Origin of the sequence: Achromobacter sp. ACM05, from assembly GCF_019218915.1 — a bacterium.
Lineage (GTDB): Bacteria > Pseudomonadota > Gammaproteobacteria > Burkholderiales > Burkholderiaceae_B > Achromobacter > Achromobacter animicus.
The window spans coordinates 445,140-463,669 of sequence record NZ_JAHUWQ010000004.1 but is presented as its reverse complement, the minus strand read 5'-3'; the positions used below and the strand labels follow the sequence as shown (position 1 = coordinate 463,669).

General features: G+C 67.3%; 9 protein-coding genes. 7 read left to right on the top strand and 2 right to left on the bottom strand.

Annotated elements, in window-relative coordinates:
- Positions 1–26 precede the first annotated feature (26 nt).
- From KW836_RS24295 to KW836_RS24265, 7 genes are read left to right on the top strand one after another with little or no spacing between them, the layout of a single operon-like run.
- On the top strand, positions 27–965 hold the full coding sequence (locus KW836_RS24295) for a hypothetical protein (RefSeq protein WP_218345000.1): 939 nt from the start codon (positions 27–29) through the stop codon (positions 963–965).
- A 57-nt stretch (positions 966–1,022) separates the two neighbouring features.
- Positions 1,023–3,896, top strand: a complete 2,874-nt coding sequence (locus KW836_RS24290; protein WP_218344999.1) for a type VI secretion system Vgr family protein — start codon at positions 1,023–1,025, stop codon at positions 3,894–3,896.
- Complete coding sequence (locus KW836_RS24285) at positions 3,893–4,873, top strand: DUF4123 domain-containing protein (RefSeq protein WP_255596193.1); 981 nt, start codon at positions 3,893–3,895, stop codon at positions 4,871–4,873. Before KW836_RS24290 ends, KW836_RS24285 begins: the two co-directional genes overlap by 4 nt.
- Positions 4,866–5,645: a DUF3304 domain-containing protein gene (locus tag KW836_RS24280; RefSeq protein WP_218344998.1), complete on the top strand. Its 780-nt coding sequence runs from the start codon at positions 4,866–4,868 to the stop codon at positions 5,643–5,645. Before KW836_RS24285 ends, KW836_RS24280 begins: the two co-directional genes overlap by 8 nt.
- A 20-nt stretch (positions 5,646–5,665) precedes the next feature.
- Complete coding sequence (locus KW836_RS24275; RefSeq protein WP_218344997.1) at positions 5,666–6,478, top strand: hypothetical protein; 813 nt, start codon at positions 5,666–5,668, stop codon at positions 6,476–6,478.
- Positions 6,479–7,261 carry a hypothetical protein gene (locus KW836_RS24270; protein WP_175123338.1) on the top strand — a complete coding sequence of 261 codons (783 nt, stop codon included), beginning with the start codon at positions 6,479–6,481 and terminating at the stop codon, positions 7,259–7,261.
- Positions 7,251–9,557: a phospholipase effector Tle1 domain-containing protein gene (locus KW836_RS24265; protein ID WP_218344996.1), complete on the top strand. Its 2,307-nt coding sequence runs from the start codon at positions 7,251–7,253 to the stop codon at positions 9,555–9,557. The genes KW836_RS24270 and KW836_RS24265 overlap by 11 nt, the downstream gene beginning before the upstream one ends.
- An 86-nt stretch (positions 9,558–9,643) precedes the next feature.
- Here the strand turns inward: KW836_RS24265 and KW836_RS24260 are convergent, their stop codons facing one another.
- Positions 9,644–10,147: a hypothetical protein gene (locus tag KW836_RS24260; RefSeq protein WP_218344995.1), complete on the bottom strand. Its 504-nt coding sequence runs from the start codon at positions 10,145–10,147 to the stop codon at positions 9,644–9,646.
- 45 nt (positions 10,148–10,192) lie between these two features.
- Complete coding sequence (gene tssI, locus KW836_RS24255) at positions 10,193–18,487, bottom strand: type VI secretion system tip protein TssI/VgrG (protein WP_218344994.1); 8,295 nt, start codon at positions 18,485–18,487, stop codon at positions 10,193–10,195.
- Between the last annotated feature and the right edge of the window lie 43 nt (positions 18,488–18,530).

Sequence of the window (18,530 nt, the reverse complement as noted above, 5' to 3'; positions counted from 1 at the left end):
CTACGATGACCGCGCCGAGTCTGCTGATGACCTCGACTGCCGCGCGTGGCGAGGCCGACTCGCCGCGAATCCTGGCCGCATTGGAAGGACGCGCGCCGGAAGCCGAGGTCAAACACATGGCAACGCCGCGACGTTCGCGCGCGCGGCGCTGGACCGCGCTGTTACTGGTGCTGTTGTTGTTGGCGGGCGGCATCGTCTGGGTAATACATGAGGACGACGCTGCGTCGATGATGGCGCGGGCACCGGCGCAGACGCCTGCCGCCGCGCCTGCGCTTGCGAACGCGTCTGCAAATGCGCCGGTGCCCACGCCGGTGCCCGCGCCGTCAACCCCGCAGCAAGCCGCACTGTCGCGGTCGCCGGATTCGGGCAGCAACCCGCTCGGCACTTTGGAAAAAACACCCGACGTCGCCACGATCATTGACGAGTCGCCGCCTGCGCGCGACGCAGACCTGGGCCGCGGCGAGCCCGAACCGCTTGGCGAGCCGGCCAATCCCTTGTCCATGCTGGCGATGACGCCATCATCGGCGCCCGCCGCCACGTCTTCGCTCGCAACCGCGGCGGCGCCGGGTCCCACGCGGCAGGCCGCGGAGCGGCTAGCGCAACGCGACGGTGCATCGGGCGCCGCTGCGCCGGGCGCCGCTGCGTCGGGCGCCGGTGCGCCACGCGCGGTGAAGTCCGCGCCCGCCGCTCCGCGCAAAAGCGCCAAGACCGCCGATAAGGATGCCGCGCTGTTGTCGGCGCTGATGGACTACGGGTTGCCGCCTGCATCACCGCCCGGCACGCGTGTCTACAAGTCCGACGGCGTGTTCATCCGCGAGATGCCGGGTTCGCCGTTATCCGAGCGGTTGAAGGAATGCCGCCGTTTGAGCTTCATCGCAGGCGAACAGTGCCGCCTGCGCGTATGCGCGGGTCAATGGGGTACCGCACCGGAATGCCCGACCCCGCAGGCCAATATCGAACCTTGAATTCTTGCCGGCTCGACGATGCCGGCGCCGCCCACGTTCCCATGAGGTTTTTCTTCCATGGCTGTCAACGCTAGCAACGGCAGTTTCAGCGCCGAGTCCCGTCTTTTCCGGCTTGATGGCGAGGGCGCGATGTCGTCCCTGCAGGTCGAAGGCTGGGTCGCGCGCGAAGGCCTGTCCACGCTGAGCGAAATGCGCGTGGTGGCCCTGGCCGAAGATGCCGCGCTGGATCTGAACGACATGGTGTCGCGGCCCGCCACGCTGTGGACCACGCGCGCCGACGGCACCGAGGCCGGCCGCAGCGGCGTGGTGCGCGCCGCCGAGATGCTGGGCGGGAATGCGGGCATGGCCCGGTATCGCCTGACGCTCGCACCCTGGCTGTGGCTTGCCACGCAGCGGCGCGACAGCCGCATCTACGAGAACCAGCCGGTGCTGGACATCGTGCGCCATGTGCTGGACAGCTACGAGGGCTATACCTACAAGGTGGCTTCCGATGTGGAAGATCACCTGGCCGGCCTGCCGGCGCGGCCCTACACCACGCAGTACCGTGAAACCGATTACGCCTTTCTGTCGCGCCTGCTCCCGGAAGCCGGCCTGGGTTGGACCACGGTAGAAGACGACAGCGCACCGTCGCGCCACGCGGTGCTGATCTTCGCCGACAGCCGCGGTCTGGCCGAAGACGCGGAATCGGCGGGTGCGGGCGTACGGTTCCAGCGCGCCCATGCAAGCGAATCGCGCGACGGCGTGCAGGCCATCGCGCGCCGCATGCGCCGCACCGTGGAGAAAGTGACGGTGCTGGCCTGGCATGAAAGCGGCAAGCACGCCATCACCGGGCAGGCCTTGGCCGGTCCCGCCGATGACGCCGCGGACGAGCGGGCGCTGGAATGGTTCGAGCCGCTGGGACACGGCGGGCTGCTGAACCAGGCGCACGCTCAGTTTCAGGCGAACCTGCTGATGCAGGCCGCGCAGGCCAGCGCCGAGACCTTTGTCGGCCGCGGCACGGTGCGCACCTTCCGCTCGGGCACGCGGTTCACGCTGCAGGAGATGTCGCCGCTGGGGCCTTCTGGCGAGGCCGGGTTTGAGCCGAACTTCGCACTGGACCGCGTGGAGCACGCAGGGGTGAACAATCTTCCCGGACAGAACGACGCCAGCCTGGCGGACAGGCTGGGCGCCCTGGACGATTTCCTGTGCTTTGAAGACGGGGCCGAGGACGACGGCCATGCGGTGCACGGCGATGCCGATATCGGCGTGGGGCGCCCCGAGGCGGCCGTGATGGCGCGCGCGCACGAGGTCGGCTACGCCAACCGGTTCTGCGCGGTGCGCTGCGACCGCCCGTGGCGCGCCTTGCCCGCTGCGGCACGCGGCGCCAGGCTCGCGGGTGCCCCGTCCGCCGTCGGCGTCCATACGGCCATCGTCACCAGCGCCGACGGCGCGACCGAGGCCAGCGGTGAAGACGAAATCCATCGCAACGCGCGCGGCGACGTGCGTGTGCGCTTCCATTGGCAATCCGACGGCGAGGGTCTGGCGAAAAGCCGTTGGGCGCGCGTGGCGCAGCGCCAGGCAGGCGCGGGCATGGGCATGAGCTTCGTGCCGCGCATCGGGCAGGAAGTGCTGGTGAGATTCCTGGACGAAGACATCGATCAGCCTCTGGTCGTGGGCGCGCTCTACAACGGGCGCGGCGAGGGCGGCATTCCGTCCACGCCCGGCGGCAAGGCGGGCGAGCCGATGAACACCGAGGTGTACGCGGCGGCCATCGACGGCAAACCCAGCGCGCAGGCCAACCTGGCCAGCGGCAACGCGCCGGCGTGGCACGGCGCGGCGGGCGGCGACAACCAGCACCGCAACGCAGCCGCGTTGAGCGGCTTCAAGAGCAAGGAATTCGGCGGCGACGGCTACAACCAGATCGTGTTCGATGACAGCGATGGCCAGTTGCGCATGCAGATCAAATCCTCGCTGGCGGCCAGCGAATTGAATCTTGGCCATCTGATCCACCAAAGCGGCAACTATCGCGGCAACGTGCGCGGCGTGGGCGCGGAACTGCGTACCGACGCGTTTGGCGCGGTGCGCGGCGGGAGCGGCGTGCTGCTGACCACCTACACCGCCGCCGGCAGCGAGCCCGCAGGCGACTCGGCGGGGCCGCTGGCGCTGGCCGGGCAGGCTGACATCATGGCGCAGTCGTTCGACGGCGTGATCGGCGCCCATCAGGGCGTGCGGCTGGCCTCGGCGCGCGGCACGGCCTCGGCGGGCGCGAGCCGTCTGGACGGCGAACGCGCGCCGCTGGCCGCCATGACGCACGCGGTGTCGGGCACCGTCGCGGGCGAGGCCGTGGGCGGCGCGGCCGGCGACGCGTCGGCCAAGCACACCGAAGTCGTCGACGGCAAGGTGCCGCACCTGACCGATCCGCTGGTGCTGATGGCGGGGCGCGCGGGGCTGACGCAGGCGGCGGGGCGCAACGTCCAGGTGGCGGCCGGCGAACTCGTGCATTGGTCGTCGGGACAGGACCACAACCTGGCCGTCATCGGTTCGCTGCGTGTGCATACCGGCCAGGCGCTGGGCATCGTGGCCGGCGTGCAGACAGGCGGCGCGGAATCCGGCCTGGACCTGATCGCCGGCACCGGCGAGGTCGATGTCATTTCGCAGCACGACACGCTGACGGTACAGGCGCAACAGGACCTGCGCATGGTCAGCGCCAACGCGGGCATCGAGTACGCGTCGCCGCAGCGCATCCGCATCGCCAATGCGGCGGGCGCCAGCATCGTGATCGAAGGCGGCAACATCACCGTGACGGCGCCGGGGCGCATCGACGTCAAGACCGGCAACAAGCAGTTCGCCGGCCCGACGCAGATGCCGTATCCGTTCCCGCAATTCACCGTCTGCAAGACCTGCATTCTTGACGCTCAGGAAAGCGTGCAGTCCATCACCGACAAGGCATGACGGCGATGCAATATTCCTGGCAGGACGCGCTGCTGTCCACGTTCGCCGAATTGCCCCATCATCGCGGCCCGTATGGCGAGGCCGCGCGCGCCTATGTGATCGTCGACTTCCGCGGCCATCCGGACCTGCTGGCGCGGCTGACGGCCACCGAAGACCTGAGTTTCGGGTCGGTGTGGGCGCAGACCGGATTGGACATCTACGGCGACGTGGCGCCGCTGCTGATCGAAGTGGACGGCGCGTCGCAAGGCGTACTGCGCGGGCCGCGCCATGGGGACTTCAGCACCGTGCTGGTGCGCGTGCTGGAAGCCCTGCACGAACGTTCCGGCGGCCGCTACGCGATGATGAGCTTCGCGTCGGCCGTGCCGCTGGAGAAGCTGATCGCGCACTTCGGGCCGTTCTGCGACTACGCCTTGCCCGACGCGAGCGAGTTCTTCCTGCATTGGTACGACAGCCGCATCCTGGCGCGCGTGTTGCAGGTCTGGACGCCCGAGCAGCGCGCGCGATTCGCCGGGCCGTTCGTCACGCTGCGCTACGCGCTGCGCGATGGCACGCTGGCTGAATTGCCGGGCGCGGGCAGGCTGCCCGCCGCACGGCCGGAAGGTATCGAAAAATTCTCGCCTGAACAGCACCAGATGCTGTTCGATCTGGACTACCCCGACAAGCTGGCGGTGCAGTTGCGCCGGCTTTATCCAGACATGCTGCCCGGCAATCCCGATCAGGACACGTTGGTGCTCCGCGTGCAGAAGCAGTTGGAACGTGCCCGCGCGCACGGCGTGGCGGGAGATAAGGACACGTTCGACTACGTCGCCTGGGGCGTGGCGATCTCGCCGCGCTTCGATGAGCATCCGGCGATCGCCGACGGGCTGCGCGTGTATCGGGCAGGCGCCGAGGGCGGGCTGGCGAAAGCGCTGGAAGGCGTGCCGGATGCGGTGTGGGATGCGGTGCATCGGGCGGGGAGGGATGGCGGCGATGCGTAAAGCACTGGCCGGCATGCTGCTTTGGCTTGGCCTGTTGGCCGGCTGCCACGCAGCGCCCACTTATCGAGGGGTCAGCGTCATCACCTACAACTACACGCCCTGGGATCTTGAGTCCGTTCGAATAGCCGATGCGTTTGGCGGTGTGGCCGCAAGCGGCATGATTCCATCAGGGGGTGGCGAAGGAAGCGTCTCGTGTTGCTATTCGCTGAAAGGTACTGACTTCACGATGAAGTGGAGAGGGGGCGACGCCGATCTGATGCGCAAGCACATGTACGACGGAAAGTTCGATGACGTGATCTTCACCAAAGAGACGAAGGCGCGTCTGCAAGTTCAAGGGCCTCCTCCTGGCGATGGACCCGTCATATTGGAATTGCACATCTATCCGGACAAGCACATGGAGTTGGCCCTCAGCCGTCAACTGTTGGGGCAAGTCAGGATTCCCATCGTTGAAACCACGCGCTGGCTATACAAGCATCACAAGGAAGAACTCGAGAATTACAGAAGCATTCACGAGCTGAGGTATGTGCTCGCGAAGGTGACAAAGCAGGCTTGGACGCGTTATCGGATTGAGGACGAAGGGGACATGCGGGGCTACATGTATCTCTATTTTGTCGTCGCTTCGGATTTCGACAAGGATTCGAAGCTTGCAGCGGTGTTGACGGATCCGAATAGAAAGCCGGGCGATCTGGGCCGGGCGGTGTCCAGGCTATCCAAAGACAGGCTCGCGCAGATCAAGGCGGCGGGAACAGCCCCCGGAGACAAGGATGTCTGACGACGAGGTGGGAGCAAGGAATGCGCAAGGGCTTGATCGGTGTACTGCTTTGGCTTGGCCTATTGACTGGCTGCAACGCAGAGCCCACTTATCAAGGGGTGAGCTTCATTACGTATAACTACACACCGTGGAACCTGGAGCCCGTGCGCATCAGCGATGCATCGGGTCGCGCGGCAAGTTCCAGCACGCTCCCATCAGGCGGCGGCGAGGGAAGTGTGTCTTGCTGCTATACGTTTTCCGGTACGGAATTCAACGTGAAATGGAGCGGAGGCGATCCCGACCTGCTTCGCAAACACCTGTTTGATGACAAGTTCGACGATGTGCTCTTCAAGAAGGAAACGATGGTGCACTTCCCCGCCACGAAAGTGCCCGAAGGGGATGGAACGCTGATTCTGGAGTTGCACATCTATCCGGATGAACACATGGAACTTGCCTTGAGCCGCAAGTTGCGCGGGCAAGTCAGAATTCCAATCGTCGATACCGCTCGCTGGTTGTATGGGAAATACCGGGACGAGCTTGTGGGGTACGAGAGCGCAGATTATCTGGCCAACGACGTCGCCAGGGTCACCAGACAGGCGTGGATAAATTATCGGCTTGAAGACGCGCAGGACTTGCGCGCGTACATGTATCTCCATTTCATCGTGGCCTCGAACGTCGACAAGGACGCGCAGATTGCGGCCCTCTTGAAGGACCCGGCGCGAAAGCCTGGCGCATTTGGCGACGCGGTGATGTCTTTGCCGGCAGAGAAGATCGCGCAGTTGAAGGCGGGGGGGGCACCACGTGGAGATAAGAATGTCGGAAGTGGGTATGGCGGAACAACTCGGGAGCACTGAATGCGTAAGGGTTTGATTGGGGTATTGCTTTGGCTGGGCCTGTTGGCGGGGTGCAATGGCGAACCCGTGTACCAGGGCGTCAGCTTCATCGCGTACAACTACACGCCCTGGAATCTGGAGCCGGTTCGGCTCAGTGACAAGTCGGGCAATGTGGTCAGTTCCAGTACGTTGGTGCCGGGTGGCGGCGAGGGGCGGGTTTCCTGCTGCTACACGTTCAAAGGGACCGACTTTACGGTGAAGTGGCGCGGAGGAGACCCTGAGTTGCTTCGCAAACATCTGTTGGACGACAAGTTCGACGATCTGATGTTCAAGAAGGAAACACAGGTGCATTTTCCCGCCACCAAGGTGCCCGATGGCGACGGCACGCTTTATCTGGAATTGCACATCTATCCTGACGAGCACATGGAGCTCGCGCTGAGTCGCAATCTGACGGGACAAGTCAGGATTCCGATCGTGGAAACCACGCGTTGGTTGTACGGGAAGTACGGCGCCGATTTGGCCGGATACGAAAACGCGACCCAGTTGAAGCATGTTCTTGCGAAGGTCACCAGGCAGGCCTGGACGAGGTATCGCATTGAAGACCCCGAGGACATGCGCGGCTACATGTATCTCTACTTCGTCGTGGCCTCGGATTTCGACAAGCATGCCGAGATCGAAAAACTCCTGAAAGATCCAAATCGCAAGCCGGGTGACTTCGGCCGCGCCGTGTTTTCCCTGCCGGGCGAAAAGATTGCGCAGATCAAGGCGTCCGGCACGCCTCCTGGAGAGAAGAATGTCCAGTGATCAGATTCCTGACGTCGACAGGACTCCCGCTTCAGTTCTGAAGGCCATGGCGGCCAATGAGGCTGCCTACCCCAAGGATTCCTGCACCGAATGCGGTCTCACGTTGCGTATGGGATTCTTCTTCGATGGCTTCGGGCGGAACAAGGATATCGATGAGGCGAATCCGACGTTCCTGTCGAACGTGAGCCGGCTTTGGATGGCCCACTTCAGCGAAGACGATGAGAGCAGGCCGAACAAGCAGCACTGGTTTCCGTTCTACTATTCCGGCCTTGGCGTCGAGCTTAACGAGAGCGCAAAGGCTGACGTCGTGGTTCGCGCGCTGACGATTGCAGGCGGGAAAGTGGCCGACAAGGCGATCTCCAGCGCGCAGGACGCGGCAAAGAACATCACGCGTCTTGATGAAGTGCCCGATGTGGATGCCGCGGGGCGCGCAAAGTCGGCTGTCAAGCAATCCATCAGGGATGGGTCCTTCCACCCCATGGTGAAGGCCTACAAGGACGTCGTCAAAGACGTCCAGTCGCTTCCTGAGAAGACGGTAAGAATCTGGAATGCCCTGGACCCAGAGCGAATCCGCAATCGCGCAAAGGCCACCGTTCGCGGCTTCTGGTCGGATTTCAAGAAAAACCCATTTAAGGTTGCCTGGACCGCAGGAAAGAACGCTGCGAAAGCCACGTTGCTGGAAGGCGTGCCGGTCGTTCGGGACAATGCCGCCGTCGCCGAACTGATGGGAACCGGTGTCGACACGCGCCTGGACGCGGCCAGGCGTCAGTTCGAGGAAGCCTATCAGAAGGCCAACGCGGGTACCGAAAAAGTCGTGCGTATCGAGATCTGCGTGTTTGGCGCGGATCGCGGCGGGGTCATTGCCAAGCAATTCGTCAACGATATCGTCAAGAAGTACAAGCGCCGCCATGACACGGACCTGGCCATCGTAGGAAAAGACGGTGCGCCGGACGCGAAGATCGTCATCCGATTCCTCGGGCTGTTCGACAGCGTCGCTTCCATCATGGAAGAAAACTGGTTCCTTGAGGTCATTCCGTTCACGGACCTGATCAAACAGACGCACAAGGACCGCACGCTGACCATACCCGCAGCCGTCGAGAAGGCCGTGCATTTCGCCGCGGCGCATGAACTGCGCCGCAATCAGCGGCTGGATTCCCTGGAAAAGACGCGTGGCCTGCAGTATCTCTATCCGGGGTCGAGCGGGGACGTGACGGGCGTGGCCCCCGAGGGCTCGCTTGGCACGCGCGCGTCGCTATCCCGGGTTCCTTTGCGCGAGATGATGAACCTGGCTCTCGCTAACGGCGCGGCGTTGTACAGCATGGAAAGCCTGGCGTCCCGGGATCCGGTGCTCTATCGGATGCTGAGCCTGGCCGGCTCGATCGAAGACGAAGGCCAGACCTATCACGTCCAGGAACTGGTCGATGCCTACCGGGAGATCGTCAAATACGAACCCGGCTGCGATTTCGCGCCGCACATGGAAGTTTTTCTGCGCTGGCTGGCGGTGCGTTATCAGGACCCCGTGTTTCGCGCCGGGATGTCGGACCCCGCGGAAGCGTGGATCAAGGACCGGGATTTCTTCACGCCGGAGCAGGAGCTCGCAGAAGAGCGCAGGCGTTTGAGCATGCTTTCGCGCGAGGAGCTTGCCAAGCCCGAGACCACGGCGCGTGCGCGGGAACTGGAAGCACTTGCCAACGAGCGCCGCGAGCGCGCCAATGCCAGCCGCGGCGAAGCGCCGCCGCAGCGCTTCCTGCCGCTGTGGGAACGCCTGGAAGAAGAGTACAAGGGCTTGGAAGAAGCCGAGCGCCAGGATGCGGCGACGGAGCAGCGGCGGCAGGACATGGAACGCAACCACCCCGAGCAGCTTCGCACCATGGAAAGGTGGGAGCAGGATACGATCGCCATGGAAAACATGCGCCTCGGCAAAAAGCCGGGCGACGCCGATTATGTTCAGTCGCTGCCGGACCCGTTTGCCGACATGAAGGCCGATCGCGCGATGCAGCAGCGTCTGCTGACCGCCTGGCGCGATGCGCGCGACGGCAAGACGCAGTTGCCGCCCAAGGTCATGACGCTGTTCGACTGGCTGGTGCATGACGCGATGTTGAGCAGTTGGCCTGACCATCTGCTGGCCAGCACCCGGATGTATTTCCGAGTGCGCGACAAGGATGTGTTCGGCAAGACCGATGCGAAGGCCGAGATGGATCAGCGCGCCAAGGATATGAAAAACGCTGAAAAGGTGGAGGCAATGGCCGCGCGCAACGAGCAGAACATCCGGCAGATGACGCCTGCGCGGCCCTGAGCGGCGGCGTGTTGGTGATGGACAAACGGCCCTGCAGAGCAGGGCCGTCTTCATTTGTCTGGCCGGCTTTCACTTCTTGCCGAGGTTCACCTCTTGCCGTCTTCGACCTCGATCGTCACCGTGTTCGATTTCACATCCTCGGCCTCGATGTAGACCTCGTACGTGGCCGGCGTGGCCGGCAAATGCAGCACGCCGGCCATGTCGGTGGTGAAGCGCGTTTCCACGGTCATGCCCGGGGGCAGGGCCATCTTCGGGGGGCGCGGTCCGCCTTCCCGCGGGTCCACCGAGACGTTGGGGAGCTTGGGACGCACGTAGTTGAACGCGACGCCGCGGTAGACCTTGCCGGTTTGCGTATCCTTCGCCACGAAGCGGGGCAGTTGCGGATTGTCGATCACGGGCAGGATGCCGCGCGCGCAGATGGGAATCGTCAGGGTGCTGCCGTCGCGGATCTTCACGCGCGAGGGTGCGGCGATGCGCATCTGCGCGTCGTAGCCTTGCAGCGGCGGCATGCAGGCGTGTTCCTGCTGCGAGTGCGTGGGCACCGAGGCAAAGGAGGCGGGCTCGATCCAGTCGGTAGTCATGATGGGCATGTCGATGTCGTGTCAGAGAGCGAAGGGGATCAGGGGGGGGCGTCGTCAGAATGAGGTCCAGCCTTCCGAGCAGTCCACCTTGCGCACGGCCTTGCTGCAACTGGGGCAGAAGTGGATGTTGGCGCAGGTGATGCCGTACATCACGCACTGTCCGATCTCGCTGCTGTACTGGCCATTGCGGTTGGGCAGGCCAAAGTAGCAGTGTCCCCCCATGTTGTAGTAGAAGTGCTGCGGCGGATCCAGCTTGGAATCGTCGGCCGACGGGTCTTCGTCGCGCAGGCCGGGCCAATCGGGGCCGCTGGGCACCATGCCGAGCAGGTGGCCCATTTCGTGGGCCAGCGTTTCCGTCAGGTACGCCTGCGAGTTGGGGACGTAGGGATCCAGCGTGGACACGAAGAGCAGGTTGGTGCCGGTGATGGCCAGACCCGCGTAGCTGGCGGCCACCGTGTTGAACTGGATGTTGAGCACGCCGTTCAAGGGCGTGGACGAGATCTGGGTCAGGTCGACCCTCACGGAGAAGACGGCGCCCGAGCTTTCGCGCAGCGGCGTCATCAGGTGGCGCGGGATGGGAATGGACCGTTCCGCGCCCGACGCGTCCGTATAGATGTAGCGGGCGTGGACGAGCCAGTCGTCGCTGTCGTCGAACTCGTACCAGAGGCTGGCCAGCGTGCGGTCGTCGTTGACGATGGGCACCGTCATCACGCGGCCGCCCGGTCCGGCGGGCACGGGCAGGCGCATGTCGCCGCTGGTGCCGGGCGCCGCCAGCCTGTCCACGTGGCAGACCACCAGCGTGTAGGGCTCGCGCTGTTTGCCGGGCGAGGTGGCGTACACGCGGCGCACGGCATCCATGATGGCCTGCTGCGAGTCCACGTGGTCCGCCGCGTCCACCGCCGAGCGGCCACGGAATTGCAGGCGCGGCAGCTGGATCATGTCGATGCCGTGCAGCGCGAATTCCGCGGTGACGGGCGTCACGTCGGCCAGATGATTGGCTGGCCGGGTGCTCATGCACATGACTTCCTGCACGTACAGCCGGCGGGCGGTCTCGACGCGTTCAGTCTTGATGAGCTGGCCGCGTTCGTCGCGCACTTCGAACAGATAGACGTTGCGACCGGCGGCGGGCAGGTCGATGTCATCGACGATGCGGGTGCCGTCGGCATCCGTGACGTAGCTGCGCGGGTTGGTGTGCGGTTCCTGGTAGCTGGCGCGGCGGCCGCGTTCGCGGCTGGAGTACGTGATGTTTCCGGTATCCGGCTTGACGGTGATGGTGAAGCGGTGCGCGCCCGGGCGGTTGAATTCCACGTGGATGCGGGGACGCCGGGTCTGCCGCTCGGTGGTGGTGAGCGCGTTGCCGTCGTTCCAGCGCTCGTCGGCGCGTTCCAGGTTCACGTATTGCAGGCGCGCGCCGTCCTGACGGCCGCGATAGGTGGATGCGCTGGGCACCACGCGGCCGGCGTCGCCCATCGGAGGCATGCCGCCAGGCAGGTTGGTGCCTTGCGTGCGTGCGACCGGTCCCAGGCCGATCGTGTCGAGTACATCGCGGGCGATCTGGGGCAGCGGCGATTCCGCCACGCCCGGGATCTTCATCAGCACCTCGGCCACTTTCGGCAGCGTTTCCGTGGCCAGCGTGGGCGATTGCAGGATGGCGCCGATCACGCCGGGCACCGACGAGGACGACAACCCCGGCATGCTGAGGATGGCGCCCGCGACGGCGGGGATGTTGGCCTGCTTGACGTCGGGCAGCGTGAACAGCGTGTCGACGGCGGACCCCAGCGCGGCGGCACGGTCGCCGGCCGCGTTCAACGCCTGCGTCATGACCGGCACGATGGCGGCGCCGACGCTGGCGCTGACGCCGCCGGACAGGAGCGTGGACGCGCCGGACATTGCCGTGGACGCGGCGCTGGCCTGCTGCGCAACGGCGGCAAGGCCGCCGCCCGCCGCCAGCGCGCCGAAGCCCGCCGCGCCTGAACCGCCGCCTCCCGCAGCGGCGGCTGCGCCCGTTGCAGCGCCCGCACTCGCCACCGCGTCTGCGCCGCCCGCGGCGGACAGATCGGTGGCGCTCGTGGCGGGCGCGCGGTCGGACATGCCCGCCGCCTGCGCCGTCGTGCTGCCGAGGACAGCGTCAGGGCTCCCGGCCGGGGTGACGGCGGTAGGCGGGGCGGTGGCGCCTGAGACGGTGGTGGTGGGCGACGCGGTCGGCGTGGCGGAGGGGTGGTTGATGGGGGGCGTGGCGCCCGGGGGGGAGGTGGGGGTGGCGGCTGCGCCGGTTCCGATGGTGGTGCCGGTGCTTGTGCCTGCGGTTGCGGTTGCCCCGGTGCCTGCGGCTGCACCAACGTCAGCACCTGCTGCGCCGTCCGCTTGAGGGTTTGTTCCAACGCCAGCATCCGCGCCCGCTCCCATGCCAACGTCCGCCGTTGCTCCGGCGTCAGCATTCGTCGCGGCAGGCGTGGATGCTGTGGCGCCCGTGTTCGCGCCCGGACCAGCATCCGTGCCCGATCCTGTGTTGCCCGCATCGATATTTGCGTGGGTGCTGGGACCTGGGGGCGCGCCAACGGCTGCATCAGCGCCCGCACCTGCTCCTGTCATCGTGCCGTCTGCGCCTGGCGCTCCCGTCACGCTTGCGGAGGAAGACCCGACGGTCGGTGACACTTCAGCGCCCGGCGCTGCCGTGGCTCCGGCGACGGCACCAACGGCCGGCGCCGTGCCTGCCGTCGCGTTGCCGCCGGAGGCCGCGCCGACGGCGGCGCTCGTCCCCGCGATGCCTGCCCCGGCCGACGGCTGCACATCGGGCAGCCCGGCGCTTTGCGGCAGTCCCGCTCCTTGCGGCAGCCCGGCGCCTTGCGGCAAGCCCGCTCCTTGCGGTAACCCGGCGCCTTGCGGCAATCCTGCCGTGCCGGCCTCCGGCACGAAGCCCGGCGTCTGCATCGAGGCTTGCGGCAGGGACGTCGCGGCGGCGGACGAAACATCGGTTGCCGGCAGCATCGTCGCTTCGCTCATGACGGCGTCAGGCGCGGAGGCGGGGGGCGCATGCTGCGCGAATGCGCCTGTCGAGGGCATCGCGGCAGCGGCGTCGCTTTGCGCCGGCGCGGACACGGCCGCCGAAAAGTCTCCGGTCATGGCGTCGCCAGCGGATATTCCGGACGCGGCGCTGCCGGAAGGCGAAGCCATGGAGGGAAGATCCGAAGCGCCGGGCTGGCCGCCTTCCACCGTGGATGCGGAGGCCAGCGGGCCGGCATGGCCGGCTGCCGACGCCGTTGTGCCAAGCAGGCTGCCCGCGCCCGCAGCCAATGAGGCGAGCAGGGCCGTATTCGGCAGCGCGGTGGTGCGTGCCGTGTTGTCGCGGTGAGAACCGGATTGCGCGTTGCCGGTCTTGGCGTCGTGGGAAGCGTGCGGGAGCGTGGCTGAGCCGTCCCCTGCCTGTGCGCGCGCGGACGGCGCGGCGGTCGCGTTGGACTGTCCCGAACGGCCTGCGGCAAGCAGGGCCAGCGCGGACAGCGCGGACAGCGCGGCTGTCTTCGATTCGGAATGCCGATCGTGCGCGGCGGGCGTTGCCTCGCCTTTTGTCGGCGTTCCGTACTGGTCGGGGTTCTCAATGGAGGCAGCGGAGCCGGTCGCGGCGCTGCGCGGTTCATCGGCGGTGTGGGCTTCATCGGCACGGCGGCTGACGCCTTCGCTGTCGGCTTGCGACGACGCTTGTGCCGACATCGCGTGGGCCAATGTCGCCAGCATGCCAGCGGACGCGATCGGTGCGCTGGTTTGGCTGGCGCCCGAAGACGCGGCGTTGGCCAAGCCCGCGAGCAGGGACGGCTGGGCGTCGAAGCGAGAGACGGCGTCCTCTGGCCGGACGGAGCGCTTGATGTCTGCGGCGTAAGCGGAGTCCGCCGGACTCGCCGAATTCGCTGCGGCCGTGGCGGCAAACGGAGCGGCCGTTTCCGAACCCGGGGCGTCCGTGGCTGCACGCGCGCCACTTGCGCTTGGCTCGGGTTCGCGCGAGGCTTGGACCTTGCCGCCAACCGTGCCGGCGGCAACGCCTGCGGCCATCGTCGCGCCAGCCGCTGCGCCCATTGCATCCAGAATGGGCCTTGCTGTTGCGCTCGCACCCGCGGCGTCGCTCGCGAGACCCGCGCCCGCGAATGCTGCTGACGTTCCCGCTGGCGTAGTCGCTGCAATGCCTGCATCTGTCACGCCGGTCGGGAGACCTGCGCCGGCGATCGCTGCTGGCGAACGCTCGATGGTTTGCGTCGCGATGCTTGCGCCATTAGACGGGGCCACCGCTGCGAGCGGCAGCTCTGCCGCCGAGCCCGCGCCTTGGATATCAAGCGCGGGACTCGCGAATTGCGCGCCGGCGTTCATTGCCGCCGCGGACGGATTCACGTCCGCCGGGCCAGCGGTCAGGCCTGCGACCGTGCCGGCGCCGACAGTGCTGGCAGCCAGCCCCGCGCCGGCCTCGGCCGGCAGGGCGTTGGCGGCTACGCCTGCCGCCGCGCCCGTGGCAGAAAGGGCGGAAGCGTTTGCCGCGGCAGTTGCGTTGCCTGCCGCCGCGCCGGAACTCGAGGCAGTGGCTGGTGTAGTCGCGGATTGCGTTGGCGTTGCGTTGGCGGACGCTGTCGGCGCTGCGGAGGGCGCGTCAGCGGCTGCAGACGTGACATTCGGCGCAGATGCGGCCGATTCAGCCGCTGATGGTGAAGTCGATGACGACGCCGATGCTGCTGTCTGTGCGGATGCGGATGCCGTTGCCGGAGCCGAATCCGATGCCAAAGCGGGACCCGATGCCGAAGCAGAGGCAGGCGCTGAAGCCTCGGCGGAAGCCTGTGCGGAGTTCGGCGCCGATGCAGGCGACGCAGCGGCGTCCGCCGTCGTGGCCGAGCTGTTGGTGGCGGGCGATGCCGCAGCGGGTTGCGACGCCTGCGCGGCAGTTGCGCTGCCTTGTGCGCCTTGCGTTCCGGCCGCTTTTGCCTCGCTGGCAGGGGCGGCGGACGCTGGACCAGCCGCTTCACCCGCCGTGCCAACAGCCGCACCAGCACCAGCACCAGCACCAGCACCAGCACCAGCACCAGCACCAGCACCAGCACCAGCACCAGCACCAGCACCAGCACCAGCACCAGCACCCAATCCCCCCGCCACGCCGGCGCCCGCTCCGCCAGCGCCGCTGCCGATCCCCGCCAATCCGGCGGCGCTGCTGATCATCTTCGACGCGCCTTCGGGTGCGACGGAAGCCAGCATGTCGGTGGCCGCCGGCAGGGCGGACATGGGGTTCTTGACGAGTTCAGCCGCCTTGGAAACCGCGCCCGCAGCAGAAGCGGCGCCGTCGATCAGGCCGCCCGCGCCGGGCGCCACGCTACCCAGCAATCCCTTGGCTGCCGGCAGCGCCGACATGGGGTTGGCAACCATGGCCTGCGCCTGCGACACCATACCCATGGTGTTCTTCGCCGTATTCAGCAGGCCGCCGACGGCAGGGCTGGCGTTGCCCAGCAGCCCGGGGGCGGCTGACAGCGCGCTCATCGGATTCTTTGCCATGCCGGCCAGCGCATTGGCCTGGCCGGCCAGTTGCGACAGTTTGCCGGCTGCACCCGCAGCGGTCTTGCCCAGGTCGCTCAAGCCGCTCGGCACCATATCGCCCAATCCGCCCAGGCCACCACCCGCGCCCGCAGCACCCGCCGCGCCGCCAAAGCCCGCCATCAGGCTCGTACCGGCCTTCTTGGCGGCGGTGGCGAACACGCCGTCCTTGTGCACCAGTTCCGCGCTGACGATGAGCGGATCATCTACCGTCGTGCTGGGCAGGGCCGGCAGGCTGGCGGCGTCGCTGCCGGGGCCGACGAAGTTGTGCGTGGCGCCCTTGACCGAGAACAGGCCGGGCCCCTTGAACACGATGTCCGCGCCATCGAGCGTGACGCTGCCGCCGGCGGCCTGCAACGTGACGCGCTGGTTGCCGAGGATCTCGATCCCTTCGGCCGACGAGGTCACGGTGATGTCCTGCCCGGCCAGCGCTTCCAGGATGTCGGTGTGGGCGTGCAGGGAGACGGGCGCCTGCGCCGAGATGGCGCGCAGCGGGCCCTGTTGCGCGAAGACGCTGGCGGACTTGGCCGAGACGGCTGCATACGTCTGCGTGGCCGCGACATGGGCATCGGACTGCGCGGTGGCATGCAGGTGTTCGCCCGCATGCAGCACGGCGCTGGCCGGCGTGGCAAGGTTCAGCGAGTTCGGCGCGTCGACCAGCAGGTGCGGCCCGTCGATGCGTTCGATGTCGGCCTCGGCCATGCGTTGGCCGTTGATCGCCTTGCCTGCCGCCTGGCCATTGACCTGGCGGGCGTAGCGGCCGTCCTGCTCGGGGTCCAGGGCCTTGATGAGATCGTCATAGCCCTCGGCGGCCGCCAGGGGCCGCGCCTGGTGCTGGCCCGCACTGTCGTTGAGCCGGCGCGAGGCGTCCTGCGCGCCGCGCAGCAACAGCAGCGCTTCGTTGATATCGGCCTGTGTCGACTTGCCCTGCTCGCGTGCCGTGGCCGACACCAGCAGGCCCTGGCCCGAGCGCAGCACGGCCCAGGCGTCCGTGCGCAGTTCGAAGCCCGTGCCGCGCCATTGGCCGCGGCTGGCATCGTCCAAACCCTGTTCCACCAGATAGCCCAGGCCCAGTTGCGTGGCGGCGGTGGAACTTGCCAGGCGCGTGCGCAGCTTGCCCTTGGTGTCGTCGAAGACCCACTGGTTGCGGCCGGCGCCGTCCAGTCCCTGGCTATGCCAGCCGCTGAGCACGCCCGCGTGGTTGGCGTCGCCGTTCTCTCCCGCGGACCAGGGCGGCAGATCCGCGTCGTTGTATAGCTGGCCCGCCACGACAGGCTGATCGATATCGCCGTCGATGAACTCGACGATGACTTCGGTGCCGCCACGCGGTAGATGATGAGCCCCCCAGTTCGGCCCGGCCTGCGCGCTGGCCACGCGCAGCCAGGTGCCGGACCGGTCGTCGCCGGGCGCGTTGCCGCTGGCGTCGCCATGGGAGCGATGCGGCAGGCCGCCCGTCAACGGCTTCTCGCCGCGTTGCCACGGAAACTGCACCTTCACGCGCAGGTCGCGGTCGGACGTGATGGGCGCGTCGGCCGCGCTGACGACCACGGCGGCCAGGCTCTCGGGCGCCGTGGGGCGGGGGCGCCAGGCCGGCATGAGCGCTGCCGCCTCCGGCTGCGCGCGGAAGCGGTTGCGATAGGTGCCGCGCTCCATGTCCGGCGTGTTCAGGACTTGCGCGGCTTGCCCGCCCAGGTTGTTGGTCGCTTCGTGCGTGACGTCGAGCAGCACGTACCGGTTCCCGGCAAGCTCATCGATGGCCTCTTTGCCGCCGCCCTGCGCATAACGGTCATGCTGGCTCAGCGCGAACACCCGGCCCGGCGCAAGCGAGCGGGCCGTGCCGGCGCCCTCGAAGCGCACCAGCCGCGACTCGTGCGCGCGCATCGCACGCGCCGCGCTCTGTTCGGCGGCATCGTCGTCGGCGTACTGGCCGTGGCCCGCGTAGTCATAGTCTTCCAGCACGGGCAGCGCCTCGACGACCACCTGCGACTGCAACTGCGCGGCATGCGCGGTCAACGAGCGCTCGTTCCACGCCGCGCGCGCCACGCTGCCCGGACGCACGGATTGCGCGGCGGAAAAGCGTGTGATGCTGTCGCTGGTTTCCGTGGCGTCGCTGCGGTGAAAGCGCAGGGGTGACGACGGGTCTTCCGGACGCGCCGCATCCGCATCGAAGATCACCACGCGGTGGCGTGCGCCGCCGCCGGCGCTTACGCCATCATCCTGCTGGTGCTCGAACCGGTAGCACAGGCCGGCCTGCGCCAGAATGCGCTCCACGAACGCCAGGTCCGATTCGCGGTACTGGGTGCAGATCGCACGGGGCCGCAGCGCTTCGGTGAGTTCGAAGGCGAACGCGGCCTGGGGATAATCCGAAAACACCTCGCTGACGATGTCCTGCACCGACAGGTCCTGATAGATGAAGCTGTCGCGGCGCAGCGCGAGCGCCGCCATCCACGGCGCGGCGTGCAGGCGGTAACGGGCCAGGCCGCCATCGGCGCCCAGCGCGTCGGCGCCTTCGACTACCGCGTGCCAGTGCCGCATCGTGCCATCGGCCTGCAGCAGGCTGACGGTGATCTCCTTGCCCAGCAAGGCCGCCACGTCCAGTTCCGCGCTGGCCGCCAGGCAGTCGAGCGTCATCGAGAACAGCCGCGAGACGCCCTCGGACAGGCTCATGTGCTCGATGACCAGTTCCGCATCAAGCGCGGAGGTCAGGCGCAGCAAGCGGGCTTGTTGCGACAGGGTGGCGATGTTCAGCGTGGAATAGGCCGGGGCGTTGGAAGGCGAGGCGTTCATAGGGCTGGGCGGTATTCGTTTGGCGGAGCCAGAGGCGCGCGGG

What these genes read in the sequence shown, in the direction of transcription:
- KW836_RS24285 (WP_255596193.1), top strand. Translation starts at nt 3,893, where the DNA reads ATGACGGCGATGCAATATTCCTGGCAGGACGCGCTGCTGTCCACGTTC.
- KW836_RS24275 (WP_218344997.1), top strand. Translation starts at nt 5,666, where the DNA reads ATGCGCAAGGGCTTGATCGGTGTACTGCTTTGGCTTGGCCTATTGACT.
- KW836_RS24270 (WP_175123338.1), top strand. Translation starts at nt 6,479, where the DNA reads ATGCGTAAGGGTTTGATTGGGGTATTGCTTTGGCTGGGCCTGTTGGCG.
- KW836_RS24290 (WP_218344999.1), top strand. Translation starts at nt 1,023, where the DNA reads ATGGCTGTCAACGCTAGCAACGGCAGTTTCAGCGCCGAGTCCCGTCTT.
- KW836_RS24295 (WP_218345000.1), top strand. Translation starts at nt 27, where the DNA reads ATGACCTCGACTGCCGCGCGTGGCGAGGCCGACTCGCCGCGAATCCTG.
- KW836_RS24265 (WP_218344996.1), top strand. Translation starts at nt 7,251, where the DNA reads ATGTCCAGTGATCAGATTCCTGACGTCGACAGGACTCCCGCTTCAGTT.
- KW836_RS24280 (WP_218344998.1), top strand. Translation starts at nt 4,866, where the DNA reads ATGCGTAAAGCACTGGCCGGCATGCTGCTTTGGCTTGGCCTGTTGGCC.
- KW836_RS24260 (WP_218344995.1), bottom strand. Translation starts at nt 10,147, where the DNA reads ATGCCCATCATGACTACCGACTGGATCGAGCCCGCCTCCTTTGCCTCG.
- tssI (WP_218344994.1), bottom strand. Translation starts at nt 18,487, where the DNA reads ATGAACGCCTCGCCTTCCAACGCCCCGGCCTATTCCACGCTGAACATC.